Below are 24482 nucleotides of genomic sequence, written 5' to 3'. Positions count from 1 at the left end.
TGACGGTTTTCCTTCGACTCAGGAGACCCATCCCTTTTCCACGGCCTCGCGGCCGGCGTAGGTGACGATCATGTCCGCGCCGGCGCGCCGGATGGCGAGGAGGTGCTCGTACATCAGCTGGTCACCGTTCACCCAGCCCAGCCGATCGGCCGCCTTGACGCTGCTGAATTCGCTGGACACATGGTAGGCGCAGATGGGTGCCAGCTGGGCTTCGCGCAGGCGCCAGATGAGGTCGAGGTTCGGCAGGGCCGGCTTGACCATGAGCATGTCCGCCCCCTCCTCCACATCCAGGAGCGCGTCCCGCAGGCCCTCGCGGGCATTGCGGGGATCCATCTGGTAGGTCTTCCGGTCGCCGAACTTGGGGCTGCTGTGGGCGGCTTCGCGGAAGGGGCCGTAGTAGGCGCCCGCATGCTTGATGGCGTAGCTGAGGATGCTGGTCTGGGTGAAGCCGTTCTGGTCGAGCAGGGCGCGGATCGCGGCCACGCGGCCATCCATCATGTCGCTGGGCGAGACCACATCGGCGCCCGCCTCGGCGTGCCGCAGGGCCATTTCCGCCAGGATCGGCAGCGTCTCGTCGTTCCGGACGACGCCCTCCTCGTCCACGAGGCCGCAGTGGCCGTGGCTGGTGGCGCCGCAGAGGCAGACATCCGTGATCACGATGAGGTCCGAGCCGAACGCCTTCTTCAGGGCCGTCACCGCCTTGGGGACGATGCCCTGGCGGTCGCGGACATAGGCCGCATCGGGCGTCTTGGAGCCTTCCTCCGGCACGCCGAAGAGCAGCACGCTGGAGAGCCCCTTCTTGAGGTCCTTCTCCACCTGGCGGACCGTGTCCTCCACGCCGGCATTGAAGATGCCCGGCATGCTGGAGATCTCGCTGCTGCCGGCCTGGGGCTGGACGAAGTGCCCCTGGATCAGGTGGCGGGCGCGAAGGTCGGTCTCGGCCACCAGGTTGCGCATGGCGGCGCTGGTGCGAAGGCGGCGGGAGCGGTTCAGCATGGGGACTCCTCCTTCTTGAGATGCTGCGCGAGCATGGCCCATAACAGGCTGGGCTTCGGCTCGCAGTGGGCGTGGGCGGGGGCACCGGCCTTGGCGAAGGCCTCGGCGGTGGCCTCGCCCCAGGCGAAGCGCTGCACATCCCCGGCCAGGGGCGCGAGGATCTCGGCCTGAAGCGGGCTCAGGGCCAACACGCCTTCAACCTTGGGCAGGGGCGGGAACGGCTCCCGGGGAGCCTCGCGGTGGGTGATCCAGGGATGGATGCGCCAGACCGAATCCCGCGCGGCGACTTCCAGATACTCGCGGCTCCGCTCTCCCCGGGCGAGGATGAAGTCTCCACCCTGGGGAAACCGGGTCTGCAGCAGGTCCCACAGGGCCTCGGCCCGCGCCTCGGAAGGCAGTTGGACATCCAGGTCGTCGCGCCCCAGGGCATCCGCGGTGCCCGCGCCCTGGACCAGGCAGGTCATCCCAGAAGGCAGGGCCGTGGCGGCCACCTTGGCCCCCGACGGGCTCAGGACCAGCAGCGCCCGGACCTCATCCAGCGGCAGGGGGGGGGCGCCCGCCGTGACTTTCAGGCAGGTGAACGAATAGGGAACCGGCCGCCAGCCGGCCTTGCGCACCGTGTCCGCCAGCGGATGCTGGGCGGGCCGGGCCAGCGCCAGGCGCGGGTGGTGGGCCGAAGGCGTCATGAGAGGCCGATGCCCTTCAGGACGCGTGCCAGCAGGGTCCCGTCATCCGTCCCCTGGGCCTCGGCCCGGCGGAGCTCGCCATCCGGCGCGTAGGCGGCCTGGAGCAGCAGCGACCCATCGGCCTGGGGGGTGGCCAGCGCCCCCAGCGGCTGTTGGCAGCCGCCGCCGATGCCGGCCAGCACCTGGCGCTCCAGGGCAACGCAGCGGGCGGTCATGGCGTCATGGATTTCGGCCAGGGCCTCGATCAGGTCGGGACGGTCGGCGCGGGCTTCCGCCAGCAGGGCGCCCTGCCCGGGCGCCGAAGGCAGCTCCGCCGCCGTGAGCGGCCGGACCGTCAGCCCCGCGAGGTCCAGGCCCAGGCGCTTCAGCCCCGCCGCGGCGAGCATGGTGGCATGCACTGGCTCATCCCGGAGGATGCCATCGCGCACGCGCTGGAGGCGCGTCTGGACATTGCCCCGGATCCAGGTGAAGCGGGCCTTGGGGAACAGCTGGCTCAGCACGCGCTCCCGGCGCACGGCGCTGGTGCCGATGACCAGATCCTCCGGCGCGTCCGGCCGCATCACCAGCCAGTCCGAAGGATCCTCGCGAAGGGGGATGCAGGCGGGCACGATGCCGGCCGGCCGCTCCAGCGATACATCCTTGAGGCTGTGGATCAGCAGGTCCGCATGGCCGCCGGCCATGGCGTCCTCCAGCTCCTTGGTAAAGAAGCCGCCGCCCACCTGCTTGTCGAGGGGCCCCTGCAGCCACTGGTCGCCGGAAGTGGAGAATTTGCGCCACGACACCTCGTAGCCCTTCGATTCAAGAAACCTCACCATGGGCTCGGCCTGGCCCACGGCCAGGGCGGATCCTCGGGTGGCGACCGTGACATGTTTCATGCGACACCTCCGCCTATCGCACGCGAGGCGTGCTCCGGCTCGTTCCACTCGCCGAGGCGGAGCCTCCCTGTGCCGCACCCTTCGGGCTTCGGCTTTGCGAAGGTGGAACTTCGCTCCTGCTCCGTTCTCATGGCTTGACCGCCTCTCCGTCTGCAGTGGGCTTCGGTTGGGTCTGGATCAGGGCGCGGAACGCGAGGGTGCGGCCCCGGGACAGGATCTCCTTGAGGGCTTCGCGCTGGGCTTCGTCGAGCCCCTGCATGGAGTCCTCGAGCGCCTTCACCTCGGCCTCCAGGGCGCCCCAGGCCGAATCCAGGCGCTCCTGGGCCGAAGCCAGGTGCCGTTTGTGGGCCCGCCCGTGGGCCCGGTGTCGCAGGCGGCCCGCGGCGCCCACGAGGAAGGATTCCGCCTTGAGGGCGGCCTCCGCCCGCTGGGCTCGCGCCGTGGTGGTCTGCGCGAGGAAGGCCGAGAGATCCACCCGATGGACCCAGGGCAGCTGCTCCAGGCCCGGTTCAGAGTCCGGCGGCAGGGCCAGGTCGAGGATGCGCAGGATCGGGCGCTTGAGGGTCTGCCAGGCATCCAGGGTGAAGATCGGTTCAGGGGCGGCCGTGGCGCTGACGATGGCGTCGAAGCCCAGGGGATCCCGCTGGAGCTGGGCCAGCTCCACAACGGGCAGGCCCAGGGGCTCCGCCAGTTCATGGGCTTTGCTCCGAGTCCGGTTGGCCACGACGACCTTGAATCCCCGCTCCGGCAGGCGCTGGGCGAGGTACTGCGTCATGGGGCCCACGCCGACCAAGGCGATGGAGGCCCCTGCGGGGAGGCCCTCGCAGAGATGCTTCAGAGCCACAGTGGCGACGCTGACATTGCCGTCCGCCAGGCCCAGGCGGGACCGGAGGCGCTGACCTTCGCGGATCACATCCTCGAACACGGCGTGAGCCTCTTCACCGGCCACGCCCACCTGGCGCGCCTGCTCAAGGGAATCCTTCATCTGGCCGGGGATTTCACGGTCGCCGAGGTTGGCGGACTCCAGCCCAGCCGACATCGCCAGCAGGTGGACCCATGCCTGCTCACCCTCGTAGCGCCGCACCCCGGGCCCCGGATCCAGGGCCGCGGGATTCCCGCCCCAGACCAGCCACAGCACCCGCTGGCAGGTGGCCAGATAGACCAGCTCACGGGCGCCGGTCTGCTTCTGCCATTCCCGGAGCCGGGCCGGCACGCCGTCCCGGACCACATGCTGCGCCACCACGTCCAGATCGTGGATGGGAGCGTGGAAGCTGATCAGCACGGGTTCCATATCGGACCCCATGATCAATTCAGGCGAACGGGGCTCCGTCATCGCTTCGTCACACCCTTTCAAAAGTGGCCATCATCACAACGGACGCGCCAGAAGCGCGTCCACCGCGGCCCAGTCCCATTCGCCGAGGGCGGCCACGGATCCCTCGCGGAGCGACTGCTGCGTCAGCCAGGCGTCGTAGATCACCAGGGCGCACATGGCCTCCGCCACCGGCACGATGCGGGGCGCGATGCAGGGATCATGACGCCCCTTCGTGGAGATGTCCGCCGGGTGGCCGGCGCGGTCGATGGTTTTCTGGATCTTGGAGATGGAACTGGTGGGCTTCACTGCCAGCCGTACTACCACGGGGGCGCCTGTGCTGATGCCGCCCAGGGTGCCGCCAGCATCGTTCTTCAGGGGGCCCCCGGGGCCCAGGGGATCATTGTTCTCGCTGCCCCGCCGCCGGGCGCCCTCGAAGCCCGCGCCCAATTCCACGCCCTTCACGGCCCCGATGGACATGCAGGCCAGGGCCAACAGGCCATCCAGCTTGCCGAAGGCCGGGTCCCCGAGGCCGACCGGCAGCCCCTCGATCCAGACCTCGCACACGCCCCCCACGCTGTCGCCCTCCGCCCGGGCGGCCTCCACGGCGGCCCGCTGGGAGGGAAAGGCCCCAGCATCCGCCACCCGAAGCGGATTGGATTCCACGAAATCCCAGTCCACGGCCGCTCCGCCGATCCCAGCTATCTCCCGGTTGAAGCCGCGCACCGTCACGCCCAGCGCCGCCAGCTGCTGTTTGGCCCAGGCTCCCGCGGCCACTCGGGCCAGGGTCTCGCGGCCACTGCTCCGCCCGCCGCCTCGCGGATCGCGGAGGCCGTACTTGCGATCGTAGGTGAGGTCCGCGTGACCCGGCCGGAAGAGGTCTGCAATGACCTTGTAATCGCTGCTCTTCTGGTTCTCGTTGAACACCGCCAGCGCGATGGGGTGGCCGGTGGTCCGTCCTTCGAACACGCCGCTCAACACCTGCACCCGGTCCGCCTCGCTCCGGGGCGTCACCAGATCCGACTGGCCGGGCCTGCGCCGGTCCAGCTCCCTCTGGATGGCCTCCACATCGAAGGGCAACCCGGGCTTCACCCCGTCCATCACCACGCCGACCGCGGCCCCGTGGCTCTCCCCGAAAGTGAGGATGCGGAAGGCCCGGCCGAAGGTGGAGGGGGAGTCGAAGAGCATCGAACCAGTCTACCTTCAGGCTTCCTGCAGCAGCGCCATCAACTGGGGGCCCACCGTGTCGACACCGTACCGGCTGCGGCAGGCCCGATCCGCCACGGCCCGGCGACGGTCCACCTCCGCGTCATCCAGGCTCCATACCTCATGGAGGGCCCCGGCCAACGCTTCGGGCGAGAAGGCGTCCACCGCCCATCCGAGGCGGCCACCATCCAGGATCTCCAGAGGACCGCCGTGGTCCGGCCCCACCAGGAGCAGGCCCTTGGCCGCCGCTTCCGGGTAGACCATGCCGAACGGTTCGTCGAGTGTCAGCAGGGCGAAGACATCACAGGCCTCGTAGACCCGGAGGAGTTCCTCGTCGGGGAGATAGCCGTGGAAGCGGATGGAGCCCGCAGGGCAGAGGTCCGCGGCCAGGGCTTCCAGGCGCGCCCTGAACGGCCCCGTCCCCACCACATGGAGTTCGCAGGGCACGGGACTCGCCGCCTGGAACTGCTGGAAGCCGCGGAGGACCGTATCGATGTTCTTCAGCACCTCGAGCCGCGAGTGGACCAGCACCCGCCGCACGGACCGCTCCAGTCCGCTGCGGTTCCGCCCCCCTTCGGGGAAGCGCACGATGGGATAGATCACCTCATCCCGGCAGCGGCCATAGATCCGCCGCGCATTGTCCCGGCTGAACTCGCTGATGGCGTAGATGAGGTCGAGCCCCCGGGTGACTTCCAGATCGTAGGTGTGGCGGGCCCTGAGGCTCGTGTTGCGCCTCATCCCCTGGTCGTGGCCCGCGAGGGCGAGTGAAAAGGCGCGGGTGGCCTCCTCCGGACCTGCGCCGAGGGTGGCGGCCAGGCGCGCCGTCAAAGCTGGGTTCGCATTCCTCATGTGGATGCTCCGCGGCGGTTCATTGCACTGCCAGACCTTGCGGCCCCGGATGGGGGCGGCCCCGAGCATGGCGCTGGCCGGGAAGTTGTGGGCGATCACCAGGTCGTACGGCTTCAACGCCTCGGCGGCGCGGAGCCCGCGCCGCCGGAGCTTGGCCAGGCGACCCAGGCCGAACAGGGGATCGGACCAGTGCCGCTTCAGCACCGTGCGCACGGGGATCCCGGCCAGCCGTTCGGACCAGCGGACCTCATCGAACCCGAGGGTCACGATCTCCGGACCGGCCCCCTGGGCCCGGAAATGCTGCGCCTGCGCCGCCACCAGGAGTTCCGCGCCGCCCACGGCCTCGAAAGCTGGATGAAAGATGCCAAGGCGCATCAGGTCCCCTCCACATACCGCGCCCACACCGCTCTGCCCGGGAAAGGCTAGATGCTAGCATTTCGCGAAGCCTCGCCTGGCGATGCCCAAGGCCGACCCCGGCGAAGGTGGAGCCGCCACCCGATGAACACTGGAGAAAATGCATGAAAGTCCTGGTGGTAGGAGGTTCCGGTTTCATCGGCAGGGCCCTGGTGGCCCGGCTCCTGGAAGCGGGCCACGAGGTCGACATCTGGGATCGGGCCATGGGTGACGAAGGTCCGCGGTTGCGATCCCACGCCGTGGACCTGCTCGGAGAGGAGGACCTGCCCCGTCCCGCCGGTCACCCCTGGGACGCGGCCTTTCACCTTGCGGCCTATTCGGTTCCCGGCATGGCGTGGACCCAGGATTTGGTCATGGCCAACCTCCGCATGACGGCCCGGGTCTTCGATCACTTGGCGGAAGTGGCGCCCGGATGCCGGGCCATCTTCACCTCCAGCGCCTTCGTCTATGCTCCGGCCTCCCATCGGATCCAGGAGACAGATCCCCTCGGAGCCGTCCATCCCTACGCCCTCTCCAAGCACCTGGGGGAAACCTGGGCCTTGAGCCACCAGCGGACCCTGAAGGTGTTCATCGTGCGCCCCTTCAATCAGGTCGGCCCCGGCATGGCCGCCGGCCTGCTCGTGCCGGAGTTGATGGAGCGCATCCGGGGCGGCGAGGACCCCATCCAGATGCGGGGCCGGGATGACATCCGCGACTTCCTCGACTGGCGGGACGCCATGGACGCCTACCTGCGGCTCCTGGAAGTCGATGCACCCAGTGGGTCCATCTGGAACCTCTGTTCAGGACGCGCCACCCGGGTGTCCGAGCTGGTCCGCGCCTTGCTCCTGGCCTGTGGCCGGGAGTACCCGATCGTGTTCGCCGACCCGGCCGTGGAATCCATGGTGGGTGACCCTTCCCACCTCATGGCGGCGACGGGATGGGCCCCTTCCCGCAGCCTGCTGGACACCGCCGAAGCCATCGCCGCCGCCCGGTGAAGCGGCCCCGGCGTGCCCTTCCTTACACCCCGCCTGGCCGGTAAAGTGAAGGTTTCCATTCGATCCGAGGAACCCATGCAGAAAATCGCACTCATCACGGGCGTGACCGGCCAGGACGGGAGCTACCTGGCCGAGCTTCTGCTGGCCAAGGGCTACCAGGTCCACGGCATCGTGCGCCGGGCCAGCCTCTTCAACACGGACCGCATCGACCATTTGCATGTGGGTGAGGCACCGAATCCCAGCTTCCATCTGCACTACGGCGACCTGTCGGACGCCGGGGCCCTGAGGAATGTGCTTGATGATGTCCAGCCCGACGAGGTCTACAACCTGGGCGCCCAGAGCCATGTGCGCGTGAGCTTCGACCAGCCCGAATACACCGTGGATGTGGTGGGCGTGGGCGTCATCCGCCTGCTGGAGGCCATCCGCAGCTACATGAAGCACAGCGGCAAGAAGATCCGCTTCTACCAGGCCGGCAGTTCCGAGATGTTCGGCAGCGCCAAGCCCCGCCAGCACGAGGGCACCCGCTTCGAGCCCCGCAGCCCCTACGCCTGCGCCAAGGTCTACGCCCACTACCAGGTGATCAACCACCGGGAGAGCTACGGCCTCTTCGCCTGCAACGGCATCCTCTTCAACCACGAAAGCCCCCGCCGCGGCGAGACCTTCGTGACCCGCAAGATCACGCGGGCCGCCACGCGCATCAAGGTGGGTCTGCAGGACAAGCTGTTCCTGGGCAACCTCGACGCCAAGCGCGACTGGGGCTTCGCGGGCGACTATGTGGAAGCCATGTGGCGCATGCTGCAGCAGGACCAGCCCGATGACTATGTCGTGGCCACCGGCGAGAGCATCAGCATCCGCGATTTCCTGGGGCTCACCTTCGGCCGCCTTGACCTGGACTGGCAGAAGCATGTGGAGATCGACCCCCGCTACTTCCGCCCCGCCGAGGTGGACCACCTCGAAGGTGACCCCGGCAAATCCCGAAAGCTCCTGGGCTGGGAGCCGAAGACGGACATCCGGACCCTCGCGGCCATGATGGTGGACTCGGACCTCCGGCTGGCCCAGAAGGAGCTGGTGCTCCGCGACGCCGGCCACGCCGAGGCGCCCCGCGCCGGCTACCGCTGATCCCATGGGCGGAGGATTCAAAGGTTTTTTCCAGCGCCTGAGCCGCTTCGGGTCCAGCCGCCACAAACGCAGGATCCACTACATCAAGGCCGAGATGGTCGCCCTTCGCCGCCAAGTGGCCGCCACCCTGGAACTGGCCGGTGGGACCGAGGCGCGGCGCGTGGCCGCCCTGCCGCCCCGAACGCCGCTTTCGGAGACGGAGTTCAAGGTCTATTCCCAGTTCGGGGATGACGGCATCATCCAGTACCTCATCGCCCACCTCCCTGTCATTCCGACCTTCGTGGAGTTCGGCGTGGAGGACTACACCGAGGCCAACACCCGCTTCCTTCTGGCCCACAGCCAGTGGCGGGGGTTGATCCTGGATGGCCGGCCCGACCTGGATGCCGTGGTGGCGGCCCAGGGCCTTCCGATGCTGTACGACCTCCAGGTGCGCAGCGCCTTCATCACTGCCGAGAACATCAACGACCTGATTCTCGGAGCCGGCTTTTCCGGGGAGATCGGACTTCTGAGCGTCGACATCGACGGCAACGACTACTGGGTATGGAAAGCCATCACCTGCATCCAGCCCCAGATCGTCGTCGCCGAGTACAACGCGGTGTTCGGGCCGGACCGGGCGGTCACCGTCCCCTACTCGCCGGCCTTCGACCGCCGTCAGGCCCACCACTCCTACCTTTATTTCGGAGCCTCCCTCCGCGCGCTCTGCCAGCTCGCCGAAGAGAAGGGATACGCGTTCGTGGGCTGCAACGAAGCCGGCAACAACGCCTACTTCGTCCGCAAGGATCTGTCGGATCCCTTCCTGGTCGTGTCACCCGAAGCGGGCTTCATGGACAGCCGGTTCCGGGAATCCCGCGACACCCAGGGCCACATGAACCGGTTGGCCGGACCTGCCCGGCTGGAAGCCATCGCCCATCTGCCCGTGGTGGACCTGGAATCCGGCCAGACCCTCCCTTTGCGAGATCTGCGGTCCCGATGAGCTCCCCGGCCCCGATCCTGCTCCTATCAGTCTCCCTGCTCGCCCAGGCTCCGCGGTTCACCGTGCGTGACGCCATCCAGGCCGAGTGGATGCGCCAGCCCCTGCCGTTCACCGAGGCACAGGTGAAGGCTCTGCCCCCGGCGGACCGCGCCCGGCTCGAGCGGACCCTGCAGCGCATCGGCGCACCCGGCGGACCCACCCTGCTGCCCCCAGAGCTGGACAAGCCCACGCTCGGCGTCTGGGAGGCCAAGGCTGCCGCCGCCCGGACACCCCAGCAGCGGTTCACGGCACTCTTCTTCCTGAATCGCCTGAAGAGCCCGAAGGCCCTGATGGCTCTGGCGGGCATCTCCCCCACCGAGGCCCGGACCTGGCCGAGGCACCTGCACCTCGAAGCCGCCATCGCTACGGCACGCCTGAATGGCTCGGAACCCTCCCCCGAACTCCTGGCCTTCCTCGATGCCATGCGGAAGGCGGGCAAGGTCGATCCCGTGCGGACCCAGGCCGCTCGTCTGCGGCTGATGATGGCCGGGAAGGAAGCCGGACTGCTCCCCCCGGTGAAAGCCACGCCCGGAAGCCTCCTGGCCCTGATGGATGCCTGGAACCGGGCACCCTGGTCCCAGCGCCGGGACTTGGCGCTGAGTGCTTTCTCCACCTTCTCGCCTCAGGCCCCGGCCTGGCCAAGGCTGGGCCTCATCCAGCCCAGCCAAGAGGTCCTGGACCGCAGCTGCGTGGGCATCCTGTCCCGGCTGGCCGAAGGCATTCCCAGCCCCGCCCCAACCGAAGCCTTCCAGGTCAGCGGCGCACCCTGGCCCTGCTCGGCCCATCCATTGGCCCTGTGGTATGGATTCCAGGCGCTGGCCAAGGCGGAGGTCCCCCTTCCCGGCCTTCACCCGGCGCTGGCCAAAGTTCTGCCTCTCGGCGCCTCCAACCCGCTGTTGCTGGGTGTCTTGCTTCCAGCTCTCCGGCGACAGGATCCCCAGCAGGCGGACCGGGTCCGGGCCCAGCTGCTGGAGGGACCCGAAGCCATCCCCCGTGCCGCGGCCATCGAGGATCTCCCCACCCCCCCCGAAGACCTCGCGGCCCTCACTCGACGCACCTGGCGCGATGACCAGTTCGAGACCCAGCAGACCCTCATCCACAGCTACGCCCGCTGGAAGATGGCGCCGGAGGATCAGAAGGCGCAGCTTCAGCCCTGGCTCCAGCACCCCAACTGGACCTGCCGCTGGGAGGCCTACCAGGCCCTGCTGAAGCTGGATCCGCGAACGCCGTGGCCGGGCGCGCCGAGCCCCACCGCGGCCGACCGCGCCATCCAGGACGAAGCCATTCGCCTTGCCGAACGGGGAAAGCCCGTCCGCCTTCGCCTCTCCCTCAGCGGAAGGCGTCGCTTGACACTCCGATTCGACCCCCGGGTGGCGCCCATGAACATTGCCAACCTGGTGCTGCTGGCCCGGAAGGGCTATTTCAACGGCCGCCTGGTGCCCCGCGTGGTGCCGGACTTCGTCGTGCAGATGGGTAGCCCCGTCGACACCATGGATGGCGGACCCGGTCATACGGTGCGCTGCGAAAACTCGCTCGCCTGGTACGGTCCCGGTAGCGTGGGCATGGCCCTGTCCGGGAAGGATACCGGGGGCAGCCAGTTCTTCATCACCACCAATGCCACGCCGCACCTCACGGGCCGGTACACGCGCCTCGGCGAGGTGGAGGATCCCGACCGGGCCCTGAAGATCCTCGATGACCTGGAGCTGGGCGCGAAGATCCTGTCCATGACCGTCCTCGAGCCATGAGTCCCGCCTTGACACCCTTTCCGACCCTGGAGTCCATCCTGTTTGAGTCCCGCACCACCTTCCGCGCCGCCGCCCTTCTGGGTCTCGTCGCCTCGCCCACCCTGGCCCAGGCGCCCGTGCTCCAAGACGGTGCCGAAGACCTCCGTCAGGCGCGGCTCGCCTGGACGGTGGGCGAGCCGGTGCCCCCTCCATTCCGCGTTCCCTCTCTAGAGGTGGGCCTGGGCGCAGCAGGGTCCGAAGGCCTCTACGCACCGCTCATCGGCGGCGAGGGTTTTGGCCACGGGATGCAAGGCTGGGGCGCCGGCCTCCAGGGGAAGTATTTCCGGGGCGGCTGGTCCCTATCCGCCACCGCCGTGACCTTCCGCGATGGCGCGATCACCCGGGGCATCTTGCAGCGCGGCACCCTCGCCTACCAGACCCAGGGCGGCTGGCGCTTCGCCCTGGAGCAGAATCCCTTCCAGTGGGGTTTCGGGCTCAACGGCGGCTATCTCATGGGCGACTCGGCCCGCCCCTTCCCGCGCGCCTCCGTATCCACACCCGAAGCGGCCTTGCATCTGTGGAGCATCCCCCTCGGCCGCTGGTCCGCGGAATTCTTCTACGGGCGCCTGGAATGGAACCGCGACATCCCGGAGTGGATGAGCAACCGGCAGACACAGCTCTCCGCCAAGGCGTCCGCCGGCGACATCCGCCGGCCGGACTTGTCCGGTGCGAGGTTCACGGGGCGTTTCGGTCCCCATGTGGAGCTGAATCTCGCCGGGACTTCCATGTGGGGCGGGGTGGACCCTTCGGGCCGCAATCGCCAGCGGGGTTACACCTGGGATGACTACCTGCTGGGCTTCTTCGGCGCCGAGAACATCGGTCGCAGCGAGGCCAGCGGTGGCCAGGGGCATTTCGACCTCAGCGGCTTCAAGCAGATCTCCATGGGCCACGCCATGGCCGAGGCCCGGGTGCGGATTCCCGCGCTGGCGGACTACATGGGCGCCAAGGGCGCCTCCGTCTACCTGAGCCGCGGGTCGAAGAATGTCAACTGGCAGTGGAAGGACTTCCTGCGGCACCCGGGCGCGGCCATCCGCCGGGACCTCAGCAAGGACTGGGAGCTCATCAAGCGCGGCCGGGTCCGGGGCGGCGACTACATGGACAGCATCTGGGGACGGGGCACCCGTGAAGCGGTGCCCACCCTCGAACACGCCAATGACATGCTCGGGCTTCAGCTGGTCTGGGAACGCTGGGACCTGGGCCTCGAATACGCCGACACCGTGAACATCCCCGCCGATGGGAATGGCTACCGGGTCTACTCCCACAGCACCTATCTGGCCGGTTATTCCCGGTACGGGGACTCCCTCGGCCTGCCCTTTGGCGGCGATGCCATCACCCGCACCGTGGATCTGGGCTTTCCGCTGATCTGGGAAGGCAAGGGCCGCCTCAAGGTCGTGAGCGGGATCCGGGCCTTCCGGGACAACCTGGCCCTCTGGACGGCCGCCCACCCTGGCCAGACCCCCGAGCTGGACCGCTTCTGGTTCCTGCAGGCGGACGCGCAGTGGCGCACCCCCAACGGCCGCGTGGGGGCCTCCATCTCCTCCGAGCGCGACCGCAACCTCCAGTTCGTCGCCGGGGCCTCACCCCGCTGGGGCTGGGCCTTCAGCGTCTTCCAGTCGTTCCGGGTCTTCTGAGACCCGCTCCGGCCTGCGGTATCCTGATGGCTCCACCTCGAGGTCCGAATGGCGTTGTCCCGCGATCAACTCGTCCGCCGCGCGGCGCAGGAACTCCGTGATGGCTACTATGTGAACCTGGGTATCGGCATCCCCACCCTCATCGCCAGCGTGATCCCCCCGGGCATGGAGGTCGTCCTCCAGAGCGAGAACGGCCTCCTGGGCATCGGCCCCTTCCCGGTTCCCGACGAGGTCGATGCGGATCTCATCAATGCGGGCAAGCAGACTGTGACGGCGGCACCGGGCGCCAGCTTCTTCAGCAGCGCTGACAGCTTCGCCATGATCCGGGGCGGCAAGATCGACCTCAGCATCCTGGGCGCCATGCAGGTGGATATGGAGGGCAACCTCGCCAACTGGATGATCCCGGGAAAGATGGTGAAGGGGATGGGGGGTGCGATGGACCTTGTCGCCGCCGCGAAACGCGTGGTCGTGGTCATGGAGCACACCAACAAGGACGGCGAGTTCAAGATCCTCCGCAAGTGCAACCTGCCCCTCACCGGACAGCGCTGCGTGCACCGCATCATCACCGATCTGGCCGTCATCGATGTGGTGCCGGGCCGCGAGGGGCTGCGGCTGGTGGAGACCGCCCCCGGCGTCACTCGCGAGGAAGTCCAGGCCCGGACCGAACCTCCGCTGGTGATGGACCGCGTCACCGAAATGACTGGCCTCTGAGGTTCCCATGCTGATCCGCGCCCTCCCCCCCGTCCTCTCCCTCCTGCTGGCCTTCGCCTGCAATGCCCCGGGAACCACCGTGCCCGCCGAGCCCTTCAAGCCATCCATCAGCCTGCGCCCCGTCGCCATCAGCCTCGCCAAGGGAGCCACCCAGATCTTCCAGGCAGAGGTCAACTACCCCGAAGGTCAGCGCCCCCTCCGGCAACCCGTGGCCTGGACGGTGGTGGAACCCGAAGGCGGCACCATCACGGCCGCGGGCCACTACACCGCCCCCGCCACGCCCGGCACCTTCCATGTGCGGGTCACGCGCGAGGACTTCCCGGAGCTCACGGCCACCGCCACGGTGACGGTGAACTGATGGATCTGTACGGCGCCCTGCGCCCACTGATCTTCCGCCTCGATCCTGAAACTGCCCACAACCTCGCCTTCTGGCTGGGGGAGCGCGTCTGCGCCTGGCCCCGCCTGCCGGAGCCGGCGCATGCTCCCGCCCTGCGACGCCCCGCCTTCGGCCTGGACTTCCCCTCGCCCCTGGGCCTCGCCGCGGGGCTCGACAAGGGCGCCACCCTCCTCCCCCTCTGGAAAGCCATGGGCTTCGGCCATGTGGAGATCGGCACGGTCACGCCCCGACCCCAGCCCGGAAACTCCAGGCCCCGCCTGTTCCGCTTCCCCGAGGCGGGATTGATCCTCAACCGCATGGGCTTCAACAGCGAGGGCGCCGAGGTGGTGAGCGCCCGCCTACGCCGGCGTCCAGCGGGGCTCATCGTGGGGGGCAACCTCGGTAAGAACAAAGAGACGCCCGAGGCGCTGGCCCTGGACGACTACCGCGCCGCCTATCGCCTCATCGCGCCGCAGGTGGACTACACCGCCCTCAATGTGAGCAGCCCCAACACACCGGGCCTCCGGAACCTCCAGGCCCCCGAGGCCCTGAAGCCCCTGCTGGAAGGGATGCTCCGGCTGCGGAAGGAGATGGGCCTCGAGCGCCAGCCGCTCCTGCTCAAGCTCGCGCCGGATCTGGCTCCCGAGGACCTGGATGCCATCGTCGAAGTGGCTGTGACCTCAGGCATCTCCGGACTCATCGCCACCAACACCACCCTGGACCGGGGCGTCGTGCCAGAGCCCCTGCGGGCCCTCGTTGAGGCCAAGGGGGCCGGCGGCCTCAGCGGAGCGCCCCTCAAAGCCAAGGCCCGGAAGGTCCGGCGCCGCATCCTGGATGCCCTCGGGGGCCGCCTGCCCCTGGTGGCCTGCGGCGGCCTGGGTTCGGCCGAAGATGTGCAGGGGGCTCTGGATGACGGGGCTGCCCTGGCTCAGATCTACAGCGCCCTGATTTTTGAAGGTCCCCGGCTCATCTCGCAGATCCATGAGGGGTTGGGATCGCCCAGAACCTGAGCGGGGCTCGGAGGGCCCGCCAGGGGGCGCTACACTGGAAGGCCGAGGTATCGATGTTGTCACTGCAATCGAAAATTCGTGACCCGCGCCTGCTGCCCCTGGCGGACAAGGTGCTGCGCGGCGAGCGCCTGAGCTTTGACGACGGCCTGCTGCTCTACGAGAGCCCCGACCTGACGGGCATCGGCGCCATGGCCCACCATGTGCGCCTCCAGAAGAACGGCCGGGCTGCCTACTATGTCATGAGCCGCCGGCTGTCCTACACCAATGTCTGCTTCACCCACTGCCAGTTCTGCGCCTTCCAGGCCAAGCCCGGCGACCCCAGGGCCTACGCCCTCTCGGCGGAGCAGATCATCGCGGAGCTGGAGAAGCCCGAGAACGCGGGTGTCCGCGAGCTGCACATGACCTCGGGCCACAACCCGAAGCTGAAGATCGACTACTTCGAGGATCTCTTCACGAAGATCAAGGCCCGCTTCCCGTCCATCCATCTCAAGGTCTTCACCATGATCGAGATGGACTACTACGCCCGCATCTCGGGCCTCAGCACCGAGGCCTTCCTGGACCGCTGCATGGCCGCGGGCCTGGAGAGCTGCCCCGGCGGCGGCGCGGAGATCTTCGACGAAGCTCTGCGCGAGCAGATCTGCATCGGCAAGAAGGACGCCCAGGTGTGGCTCGACACGGCCGAGCTCTGCCACCGCAAGGGCCTACCCACCAATTGCACCATGCTCTACGGCCACATCGAGGAGGCCCGCCATCGGGTGGATCACCTGCTCCGCCTGCGGGACCTGCAGGACCGCTCCCAGGCCGCGGGCTACCAGGGCTTCCTGGCCTTCATCCCCCTGGCCTACCAGAACGAGGACAACGAGCTGAGCGCCACCCATGTCATCCACGAGACCACGGGCACGCAGGATCTCCGCGAGATCGCCGTGGCCCGGTTGCTCCTCGACAACATCCCGCACATCAAGGCCTACTGGGTGATGATCTCGCCGGGGCTGGCCCAGGCGGGGCTCAGCTACGGTGCCGATGATGTGGACGGCACTGTCATCGCCGAGGAGATCGCCCACGACGCTGGCGCCAAGACGCCCCAGGGCCTGCAGCGGGCCGAACTGGTGCGGCTCATCGAGGAGGCCGGCTTCGAGGCCCTGGAGCGTGACAACCTCTACAACACCTACGCCACGGTCTAGTCGACCTTTCGCTTTTCATAGACCTTCGCTGGATCCAGGACGAAGGCGTACCGGCTGGTCCAGAGACGGTCGTGGATGCGGGCTGCCTGGGCAGCCAGGGGCGAGTCACGGAAGATCAGCTCGATGTTGCGGGAGTCGGTGAAGTAGCTCTCCTCCCAGTTGCTGGTGCCCAGGACCAGCTGCGCTTCATCCACCACGAGGTACTTGCTGTGGATGGTGCGGGCATAGGGAATGTGGCCCTCCTTCGCCTCCGGGATGGGCGCGACCCTCACCTCCAGATTCGGGATCAACGCGAGGGCCTTCAGATGCGGGAGGGCCCGGCCGCCCAGCACCCAGTCCGAGACCAGCAGACGCACCTTCACGCCCCGCACGGCCGCGGCCCGAAGGGCGTCATCCAGCACCGGCCAGAAGCGGTCCTGGCCCGCCACCGGCGAATAGGTCAGCAGCTGCACCCGCACGGTCTGCTTCGCCTGGGCGATGAGCTCCACCAGGGCCTCGACGGACGGACGGATGTCCTTCGGCGTGAGGAAGGGGGGGCTGGCCACCAGCTCCACCTGCGGGCGGGCCGACATCGGCGGCCGGGCGGGAAGCTCCGGGAGCTTCCCGGTTCCGGCGAAGGTCCAGTCGACGGCGAACAGCTCGGTGAGCCGGGTGACGATCCGGGCGTCGGAGGTCCGCACGCCCAGCTCGTGGATGTGCTCCAGGGCCCGCCAGTCGAAGTTCTGGCTGCCCAGGAAGGCCTCCCGGCCATCCACCACGAAATACTTGGCGTGGAGGATTCCCCTGGAGACCCCCGCCAGATCGAAGCTGCGCACCTGGGCGCCGGGAATGCGGCGAAGGCGCGCCACCGAGGCCGGATCCTGATCCAGCATCTTCGAGGAGAGCAGGAAGCGCACCTTCACGCCGCGGGCCCCCGCCTTCTCCAGTTCGGCCAGCGCAGGTTCGAGGGCGCTGCCCGGGCGGCTGGTGACATAGAACTCCGCGGCGTCGACGCTCGTCCGGGCACCGCGGATCAGGTCCACCCACACATCCTTGGCGAAAGGCAGCGCCGGGTCCGCCAGGTCCGTCTCCGCGGGGATCGACTGCACCAGGCGGGTCGCGGGCACGGAAGGCTCGCTCCCGGGCTGCGCCAGCGCAGACTGGGAGGCGCCAAGGCACCCGGCGGCAGCGAGAGTCAGAAGCAGGGAACGGAAGGTCATGGCATCACTCCAGCTGCGAGGATACTCCGTTGACGCGGGCCCTTCGCCCCTGCTGAGGTGAGGGCATGGACACCAAGGCCGAGTTCCGCACCCACCTGAAGGCCCGCCGGAACGCGCTGCCCGCAGAGGCGCGCGCGGCCTGGTCCAAAGCCATCGCCGGGCACCTGGATACGCTCTGCCGCCAGCGGCGCGTCACCCGCATCGGCGCCTTCTGGCCCTTCGGCTCGGAGATCGACCTCCGCCCCGCCGTGGCCGCGCACCCGGACTGGCTGTGGTTCTTCCCGCGCGTGGCCTCCACCCACCCCCCCCGGTTGGCCTGGGGCACGGAACCCCTGGAAAAGGGGCATTGGGGTCTCCTGGAGCCGGCCCTGGCCCAACACTTCCTCCCGCCGGTGCAGCTGCTGCTGGTGCCGGGCCTCGCGTTCGACGACGAGGGCTACCGCATCGGCTATGGCCGGGGGTTCTACGATGCGCTGCTGGCCAAACTGCCGGAGGAGATGCTCACCGTGGGCGTGGGCTTCGAAGCACAGATGCACCTTCCCGTCCCCGTGGATCCCCATGACTGGCCCGTGCAGGCGCTCCTGAGCGAGCGCGGCCTGCGTCTTCTGAATACCGAAGACTGAAGGCTCCCCCTACCCCAGTTTCAGGATGCTCGAGCCGTCCGCGTAATCCTCCGTGGGCGTCTCCCGCATTTTCTGGAGCACCTGCACCAGGGCGCGGATGCGGTCGACCATGTCCCCGATCTTGGCCAGCTTGGCCTCTTCGGGGTATTTGCGCTGGAGCATCTCCACCTGCATGGAGATGATCGCCAGCGGATTGTTGATCTCGTGCTTGAGGGTGCCCGCCATCTGGCGGAAGGACTCCAGCCGCTCGGCAGCCAGGGCCCGCTGCTGCAGTTCCGTGTGCCCCCGGAGCACCTGGAGGCGGTGGTACAGCGCTTCCCAGCGGAATCCCTCGGCCAGCCAATCCGTCGCCCCGGCCTCGATGAGCCGCGAGGTCTCGTCCTCGCTGGAGCGCACCACCAGGATGGGCGTGGTGGCGAAGGAGGGATGCTGCCGGTAGGCCCGGATCGTCGATTCCAGCTCCGGGTTGCCTTTGGCGTCGATCACCAGGAAACGGAACTTGGGCAGGGGCGGCGGGGGCGGCTGGGTTTCGAGAGGATGCAGCAGCAGATCCCCGGCCTCGGCCACGGTCTGGAACAGCCCCAGCAGGCCAAGTTCATCGCTGACGAGGCCCAGCAACGGCCGGCTGGGCTCCTCGGGCATGGCGTCGGGTCCCTCGGGCAGGTAGAGATCCAGGGCCTGGTCCGCCCACTGCCAGCGGAGCCCCGCATCCTGCAGTACCCGCTGGGTCCAGGGATCGGGGGTGGGGGCGTGCAGCCCCGGGGGCAGCCCCAGCCGCAGGATGTGGAAGCCCCGTTCCTGGTCCCACCGGGCGGAAATCTCCATGCCGGGAGACAGCTGCATGAGCATGAGCTCGACGAGTCCGGCCAGAGCCGGGATGAGAGGGCCCCCGGGCATCCAGACGAACCCCTGGGGCGGATCCGACCAGCGCATCGTCACCCGGCGGAGGGCGAGGAGGGCCTCCCAGCGGCGGGCCAGATCCTCCTGGAGGGACGAAAGCGGAAAAGGATGGCCCGTGGTCGAGGCGGCCGCCTCGGGCAGCCCCTCGCGGTGCCCGTGATCCAACAGGGTGGTGAGCTGGTCCAGCTGGCCCCGGATGGCTTCACCCGCCGCCGCCGGCAACTCCTCCGCCCACCCCTGGATGCGCCGCAGGGGAACGGCCATGGCCGCGAGAAGCTCGCCATGGCGGTCCATCTCGCGCTGGCGCTCGTTCCGCAGGCGCAGCAGCTCGCCCTGCTGTTCCGCCTGGCTGAGGGCCCTCCGCTGAAGCATGGCCTGGCGGAGGGCCAGAGAGCCCTGGCGCACGAAGGCCTGGAAGATGGCCAGGTCGAAGCGGCTGAAGGGCCTACCGGCCGATTCACGGTCCAGGTAGAGCGCGCCGAGGATGTCCCCTTCATCGATCATGGGGGCGCAGAGCAGCGACCCGCGGTGCAGCTCCACCAGGCTCAATCCACCGAACCGGGGATCGGCCAGGGGCCGGTTGGACAGCACGGCCGTGTGCTCCTGGGCCACATAATCGAGCACAGAGCGGGACAGCCCGATGCCCTCCTGCACATCCCCGACGCGGTGGACCGTGCGCCAGCCACCCTCTTTCAGCCGCATCACCAGGAAACCCCGGTCACCGGCCAGCAGGCGGAGGGACTCCTCCAGGAGGCCCCGCACCTGGGCGTCAGAATCCATCTCGCGCAGGAGCCGCTCGGTGGATCGGTACAGCAGCTCGACCCCCCGGATGAGCACCATCGCCTGAGCCGGCTCGGGCTGGACCTCCTGGAAGAGGTCCCCCACCCGCTCGGCGAAGGTCGTGCCGTCCAGCCCCGGAAAACCAGCGGTGAAGGTCACATGCCACCCGCCCAGCGACAGCTCATCCCCGTCCTGGAGGGTGTTGCCCTGGGGGCGGTTGAGGGGCAGGCCGTTCAGGGTGGTGCCGTTGGCCGAATCGAGGTCCTTGACCCACCAGACCCCGCCGATGCGCCTCAGTTCGGCGTGGGTCCGGGACAGGCTGCCCAAGGCGGGCTGGGCCACGGCGCAGGCCATGGGATCGCGGCCCAGGATGCAGGGATCTTCCGTGATCGCATGTCGGAAGCGCTGGCTTCCCTCCATCCAGGACAGATACGGCATCCAGCCCCCCCACTGTCCCCTTTCGGCGGATGCCGGCCAATCCTGAATCAGGAAGGCAAAGGATACCGCGTGTCGTGGGTGCGGCTGGGACGGAAGAAGAGCATGGTGTGGCCGATGGTCCAGACATGCTCCAGGCCCGAAACCGCAGCGCAGAGGGCCTTGGCGGCAGTGCCTTCATCCTCGAAGCTGTTGGGGTTGATCTTGACTTTGACAAGTTCCAGGCTGTCGACCATCACATCGAGTTCGGCGGCCTGGGCGGGCGTGACGCCCCCCTTGCCCACATGCATGACGGGCTTGAGCTTGTGGGCCTGGGCCTTGAGGAACTGGCGTTGTTTGGGCGTAAGCATCGGGTCTCCGGCCTTCCAGTCTATCCTCGATGGCGAGGTGTCCCATGCTCCGTCCTCTGCTGCTCTCCCTCGCCGCCCTGGCCTGCTTGGCCGCCCCGCCCCGCACCCTGCGGGTGGACTACGGCCACACGGGAGATGCCACCTCCGAGCGCTTCGGCGTGGACCGGGTGGTGCTGGAACCCCTGCCCTGGCCCGGCGATCCCGCCAAGGCCGTGGACACCAGCAACCTCGGGAAGTACTGCTTCGAAGTGACTGACCAGGCCACCGGGAAACTGCTTTATTCCAGGGGTTTCGCCAGCATCTACGGCGAATGGGAGACCACCGACGAGGCCAAGACCCTGGGCCGCTCCTTCGCCGAGTCCCTGCGCTTCCCGCAGCCCGAGGCGCCCGTCCGCATCCAGGTGAAGAAGCGAGACGCCAAGAACGCCTTCCAGACCCTCTGGACCTTCGAGCTCGATCCCAAAGATCCCCTCATCGAGCGGACCCCCGCCCCGGCCGCGGGTGATCTCATTGCCCTCCAGAAGGCCGGCGATCCCGCGGACAAGGTGGACTTCCTCATCCTGGGCGATGGCTACACGGCCGCCGACCGCGGCAAGTTCGAGCAGCAGGCGCGCAAGGTCATGGAGCTGCTCTTCCAGCAGACCCCCTTCAAGGAGCACCGGAAGGACTTCAATGTGTGGGCCCTCTGCCCCGAGTCCAAGGAGAGCGGCATCTCCCGGCCCTCCACGGGCGTTCACAAGCGCACGCCCCTGGGCACCACCTACGACGCCTTCGGCAGCGAACGCTATGTGCTCACCTTCGACAACCGCGCCTGGCGTGACATCGCCGCCCAGGCCCCCTACGAGTTCGTGGAGATCCTGGTGAACGCCGAGACCTACGGCGGCGGCGGAATCCACAACCTCTACAGCACCGCCTCCGCGGGCAACAGCACCATCGGCTACCTCTTCGTGCACGAGTTCGGCCACCACTTCGCGGGCCTGGCCGACGAGTACTACACCTCCGATGTGGCCGTCACCAACAGCCCCTCCCGCCCCGAGCCCTGGGAGCCCAACGCCACCGCCGACCCGAAGCACCCCAAGTGGGGGAATCTTCTGACCGCCGGCGTGCCTCTGCCCACCCCCTGGAAGAAGGACGAGTTCGAAGCCCACAGCCACGCCTACCAGAAGGAGCGCCGCGCCATCCGCGCCGCCAACCGGCCCGAGTCCGAGATGGACGCCCTCTTCGCCCGGGAGAAGGTCTTCGAGACAAAGCTGCTGGGCACCGACGCCCACAGCGGGAAGGTGGGCGCCTTCGAGGGGGCCAACTACGAGGCCAAGGGCTACTTCCGCAGCCAGGAGGACTGCCTGATGTTCACCCGCGACGAAGTGGGCTTCTGCGCCGCCTGTAGAGCTGCCATCGAGAAGGTGATCCGGCAGTACGCGAAGTGAGGCCGCGGGTCATTCCGGCCCCAGCATCCGCCGCAGAAGGCGCCCGGCCAGAACGCAGCTGAAGGCCAGCCCAAACCCGAACGCCGCCGCCATGACCACCTCGAAGGGCCACAAATTGTGGGAGGTGGGATCCTTCATACCCTCCACCACCACCCGGGCCATCACAGCGCTGGGCACAGCGGAACCCGTGATGAGGGTGGCCCGCCCCACCCCGAAAGGTGTCCACCCCCCGGCCCAGGCGGCAATGACGACGAACGCCAGGAAGCCGATCATCGAGACGGGATGGGAGAAGGTGAACCGGTTGTAGGGGGCCACCCACCAGGGGATCCCTGCGGCAAGCAAGGCCGCGGCAAACCAGAACCACGAAGGCTTCATCGGGTCGGCCTCAGCCCGGCACGGGCCCGGAGGCCATGGCGAGGGGCGAATCCCCGGCGGACAGGAGCCGATCGCGGCGGGCGTGGAGGATGCGGTCGCGCAATTCCGCAGCCTCCTCGAACTTCATGTGGGAGGCCAGCTCCTTCATGCGCTTCTCGAGCTTGGCCACTTCCCGCTCGAAGGCCTTGTCCTCGAGGTAGAGCAGCGGCTCTTCGGCGGCCTGATCCTCTCTGGAGACATTGATGAACTCCCGGGCCAGAGCCTCACCCATGACATCGTCCAGGTTGCGCTTGACGGTCTCGGGTGTGATGCCGTGCTCCAGGTTGTGCGCCAGCTGCTTGTTGCGGCGCCGCTCGGTCTCGCCGATGGCCTGCTTCATGGAACCCGTCATCACATCGGCATAGAGGATGGCCCGGCCGTTCACATGGCGAGCGGCCCGGCCGATGGTCTGGATGAGGCTGCGGTTGTTGCGGAGGAAGCCCTCCTTGTCCGCATCCAGAATGGCCACTAGGCTCACTTCCGGAAGGTCCAGGCCCTCGCGCAGCAGGTTGATGCCCACCAGCACATCGAAGACACCCCGACGCAGGTTCTTCAGCAGCTCCACCCGCTCCAGCGTGTCGATCTCGCTGTGCAGGTACTCGGCCTTGATGCCCAGCTCCTGGTAGTAGGCCGTGAGCTGCTCCGCCAGCTTCTTGGTGAGGACCGTCACCAGCACGCGCTCGTCCCGGGCCACGGTCTTGCGGATCTCCTCCAGCAGGTCATCCACCTGGGTGCCCACGGGGCGCACCTCCACGAGGGGATCCACCAGGCCCGTGGGCCGCACCACCTGCTCCACGAAGGCGCCGCCGCTCTGCTGCAGCTCGTAGTCGCCGGGGGTGGCGGAGACATACACCACCTGCTTCACCCGGCTCTCGAATTCTTCGAATTTGAGAGGGCGGTTATCCAGGGCGGAAGGGAGGCGGAAGCCGTAGTCCACGAGCGTGGTCTTGCGGGAGCGGTCGCCGTTGTACATGCCGTGGAGCTGGCCTGTGGCCACATGGCTTTCGTCCATGAAGACGATGAAGTCCTCAGGGAAGTAGTCCAGCAGCGTGTGGGGCGGCTGGCCCGGCTGGCGGCCGTCCAGGAAGCGGCTGTAGTTCTCGATGCCGCTGCAGTGGCCCATCTCCTTCATCATCTCCACATCGTAGATGACGCGCTGGTGCAGCCGTTGCAGCTCGACGATCTTGCCCGCGGCCCTGAACTCGTTCTCCCGCGCCTCCAGCTCCACCTTGATGTCGTGGATGGCGGCCTTGAGCTTGTCCTCGGGGGTCACATAGTGCGTCTTGGGCCAGATGGTGAGGTCGTCCAGCTTCTCGGTCACCACGCCCCGCAGGGGGTCGATCTTCGAGAGGCGCTCCACTTCGTCGCCCCAGAGCTCGATGCGGTAGGCCACATCCTCGTAGGCCGGATAGACCTCCACCACATCGCCCCGCACGCGGAAGATGCCGGGCTCGAAGCTCAGGTGGTTGCGCTGGTACTGGATGGCCACCAGATCCCGCAGCAGCATGGCCCGGTCGATGGTCTGCCCGGTCTTCAGATTCACCGAGAGGTTCAGGTATGAGCTGGGATCACCCAGGCCGTAGATGCAGCTCACAGAGGCCACCACGATGGTGTCGCGCCGCTCCAGCAGGCAGCGGGTGGCACTGAGGCGCAGCTTCTCCAGCTCCTCGTTGATCTTCGCGTCCTTGTCGATGAACAGGTCCCGCTCGGGCACATAGGCCTCGGGCTGGTAGTAGTCGTAGTAGCTGACGAAGTACTCGACGGCGTTCTCGGGGAAGAACTGCTTGAACTCGCTGAACAGCTGCGCGGCGAGGGTCTTGTTCGGCGCGAAAATGAGCGCCGGACGGCCGGCCCGGGCGATGGTGCTGGCCATGGTGTAGGTCTTTCCCGAACCCGTCACCCCCAGCAGGGTCTGGGCACGGTCCCCTCGCTGGAGCCCTTCCACCAGCTGCGCGATGGCCTCCGGCTGGTCCCCGGCGGGGGAGTACGGCGACACGAGCTTGAAGGGAATTGCCTTGGCCATAGAACCAAAAGCAAACCACAAAGCAGGGATGACGCGAAGAATTATTCGCCTTTCATTCGCGTTTTCGCGACGCCGACAACGCCCGTTCCCCGGGCGAGGCGAACCGCCCTGTCAGGCTCTTTTGGATGAATTCAGCCGGGATGAAGGGGATGGGATGCGAAGCGTGGCTTCGAGACATCCCTTTCATCCCCTGCATCC

At 68.1% G+C, this 24482-nt stretch carries 22 protein-coding genes; 11 read left to right on the top strand and 11 right to left on the bottom strand.

Annotation, left to right across the window (positions count from 1 at the left end; translation table 11 throughout):
* Nucleotides 1-18 precede the first annotated feature (18 nt).
* The 6 genes from hemB to QZ647_RS05735 all read right to left on the bottom strand — a co-directional run bounded on the left by hemB (nt 19) and on the right by QZ647_RS05735 (nt 6296).
* Complete coding sequence (hemB, locus tag QZ647_RS05760) at nt 19-996, bottom strand: porphobilinogen synthase (protein WP_291271248.1); 978 nt, start codon at nt 994-996, stop codon at nt 19-21.
* Entirely contained in the window at nt 990-1682 is a 693-nt protein-coding gene (locus QZ647_RS05755; protein WP_291271247.1) for a uroporphyrinogen-III synthase, read from the bottom strand. The genes hemB and QZ647_RS05755 overlap by 7 nt, the downstream gene beginning before the upstream one ends.
* Complete coding sequence (gene hemC / locus QZ647_RS05750) at nt 1679-2557, bottom strand: hydroxymethylbilane synthase (RefSeq protein ID WP_291271246.1); 879 nt, start codon at nt 2555-2557, stop codon at nt 1679-1681. The genes QZ647_RS05755 and hemC overlap by 4 nt, the downstream gene beginning before the upstream one ends.
* A 127-nt stretch (nt 2558-2684) precedes the next feature.
* Nucleotides 2685-3848, bottom strand: coding sequence for an NAD(P)-binding domain-containing protein (locus QZ647_RS05745; protein ID WP_291271245.1), 1164 nt, complete (start codon nt 3846-3848; stop codon nt 2685-2687).
* Between the two features lie 75 nt (nt 3849-3923).
* Complete coding sequence (gene aroC / locus QZ647_RS05740; RefSeq protein ID WP_291271244.1) at nt 3924-5054, bottom strand: chorismate synthase; 1131 nt, start codon at nt 5052-5054, stop codon at nt 3924-3926.
* A 15-nt stretch (nt 5055-5069) separates the two neighbouring features.
* Entirely contained in the window at nt 5070-6296 is a 1227-nt protein-coding gene (locus tag QZ647_RS05735) for a glycosyltransferase family 4 protein (protein WP_291271243.1), read from the bottom strand.
* Nucleotides 6297-6439: 143 nt separating this feature from the next.
* Here QZ647_RS05735 and QZ647_RS05730 point away from each other — a divergent pair, with 143 nt between their 5' ends.
* The 9 genes from QZ647_RS05730 to mqnE all read left to right on the top strand — a co-directional run bounded on the left by QZ647_RS05730 (nt 6440) and on the right by mqnE (nt 16133).
* The gene (locus QZ647_RS05730) at nt 6440-7309 is read left to right on the top strand and encodes an NAD(P)-dependent oxidoreductase (RefSeq protein WP_291271242.1); all 870 of its coding nucleotides are present in this window, start codon (nt 6440-6442) and stop codon (nt 7307-7309) included.
* A 75-nt stretch (nt 7310-7384) separates the two neighbouring features.
* A complete protein-coding gene (gmd, locus tag QZ647_RS05725) occupies nt 7385-8428 on the top strand; it encodes a GDP-mannose 4,6-dehydratase (protein ID WP_291271241.1) in 1044 nt (347 codons plus the stop codon).
* A 4-nt stretch (nt 8429-8432) separates the two neighbouring features.
* Nucleotides 8433-9401, top strand: a complete 969-nt coding sequence (locus tag QZ647_RS05720) for a hypothetical protein (RefSeq protein WP_291271240.1) — start codon at nt 8433-8435, stop codon at nt 9399-9401.
* The gene (locus QZ647_RS05715) at nt 9398-11185 is read left to right on the top strand and encodes a peptidylprolyl isomerase (RefSeq protein ID WP_291271239.1); all 1788 of its coding nucleotides are present in this window, start codon (nt 9398-9400) and stop codon (nt 11183-11185) included. The genes QZ647_RS05720 and QZ647_RS05715 overlap by 4 nt, the downstream gene beginning before the upstream one ends.
* Complete coding sequence (locus QZ647_RS05710; protein ID WP_291271238.1) at nt 11182-12855, top strand: capsule assembly Wzi family protein; 1674 nt, start codon at nt 11182-11184, stop codon at nt 12853-12855. Before QZ647_RS05715 ends, QZ647_RS05710 begins: the two co-directional genes overlap by 4 nt.
* 48 nt (nt 12856-12903) lie before the next feature.
* On the top strand, nt 12904-13566 hold the full coding sequence (locus QZ647_RS05705) for a 3-oxoacid CoA-transferase subunit B (RefSeq protein ID WP_291271237.1): 663 nt from the start codon (nt 12904-12906) through the stop codon (nt 13564-13566).
* 7 nt (nt 13567-13573) lie between these two features.
* Nucleotides 13574-13924, top strand: coding sequence for a hypothetical protein (locus tag QZ647_RS05700; protein ID WP_291271236.1), 351 nt, complete (start codon nt 13574-13576; stop codon nt 13922-13924).
* Complete coding sequence (locus QZ647_RS05695; RefSeq protein ID WP_291271235.1) at nt 13924-14952, top strand: quinone-dependent dihydroorotate dehydrogenase; 1029 nt, start codon at nt 13924-13926, stop codon at nt 14950-14952. Before QZ647_RS05700 ends, QZ647_RS05695 begins: the two co-directional genes overlap by 1 nt.
* A 53-nt stretch (nt 14953-15005) precedes the next feature.
* Nucleotides 15006-16133 carry an aminofutalosine synthase MqnE gene (mqnE, locus tag QZ647_RS05690; RefSeq protein ID WP_291271234.1) on the top strand — a complete coding sequence of 376 codons (1128 nt, stop codon included), beginning with the start codon at nt 15006-15008 and terminating at the stop codon, nt 16131-16133.
* On the opposite strand, the gene QZ647_RS05685 is transcribed toward mqnE, so the two are convergent.
* Nucleotides 16130-17332, bottom strand: a complete 1203-nt coding sequence (locus tag QZ647_RS05685) for a phospholipase D-like domain-containing protein (protein WP_291271233.1) — start codon at nt 17330-17332, stop codon at nt 16130-16132. The two genes, mqnE and QZ647_RS05685, sit on opposite strands and share 4 nt — an antisense overlap.
* A gap of 65 nt (nt 17333-17397) precedes the next feature.
* Between QZ647_RS05685 and QZ647_RS05680 the strand changes: the two genes are divergently transcribed.
* Nucleotides 17398-17955: a 5-formyltetrahydrofolate cyclo-ligase gene (locus QZ647_RS05680; protein WP_291271232.1), complete on the top strand. Its 558-nt coding sequence runs from the start codon at nt 17398-17400 to the stop codon at nt 17953-17955.
* A 9-nt stretch (nt 17956-17964) separates the two neighbouring features.
* Here the strand turns inward: QZ647_RS05680 and QZ647_RS05675 are convergent, their stop codons facing one another.
* Together QZ647_RS05675 and QZ647_RS05670 are read right to left on the bottom strand one after the other, a co-directional pair.
* A complete protein-coding gene (locus QZ647_RS05675; protein WP_291271231.1) occupies nt 17965-20073 on the bottom strand; it encodes an FHA domain-containing protein in 2109 nt (702 codons plus the stop codon).
* A 47-nt stretch (nt 20074-20120) separates the two neighbouring features.
* Complete coding sequence (locus QZ647_RS05670) at nt 20121-20420, bottom strand: YhbY family RNA-binding protein (protein WP_291271230.1); 300 nt, start codon at nt 20418-20420, stop codon at nt 20121-20123.
* A gap of 44 nt (nt 20421-20464) precedes the next feature.
* Here QZ647_RS05670 and QZ647_RS05665 point away from each other — a divergent pair, with 44 nt between their 5' ends.
* A complete protein-coding gene (locus tag QZ647_RS05665; RefSeq protein WP_291271229.1) occupies nt 20465-21847 on the top strand; it encodes an IgA Peptidase M64 in 1383 nt (460 codons plus the stop codon).
* 9 nt (nt 21848-21856) lie between these two features.
* Here QZ647_RS05665 and QZ647_RS05660 read toward each other — a convergent pair whose 3' ends face one another.
* Nucleotides 21857-22222 (bottom strand): hypothetical protein, encoded by a 366-nt coding sequence (locus QZ647_RS05660; protein WP_291271228.1) that lies wholly within the window; start codon nt 22220-22222, stop codon nt 21857-21859.
* A 10-nt stretch (nt 22223-22232) separates the two neighbouring features.
* Nucleotides 22233-24284 (bottom strand): excinuclease ABC subunit UvrB, encoded by a 2052-nt coding sequence (gene uvrB, locus QZ647_RS05655; protein WP_291271227.1) that lies wholly within the window; start codon nt 24282-24284, stop codon nt 22233-22235.
* Nucleotides 24285-24482 lie beyond the last annotated feature (198 nt).

Origin of the sequence: Geothrix sp. (assembly GCF_020622065.1) — a bacterium.
GTDB lineage: Bacteria > Acidobacteriota > Holophagae > Holophagales > Holophagaceae > Geothrix.
The sequence above is the reverse complement of the archived record's forward strand: the minus strand, read 5'-3'. Positions and strand labels throughout refer to the sequence as shown.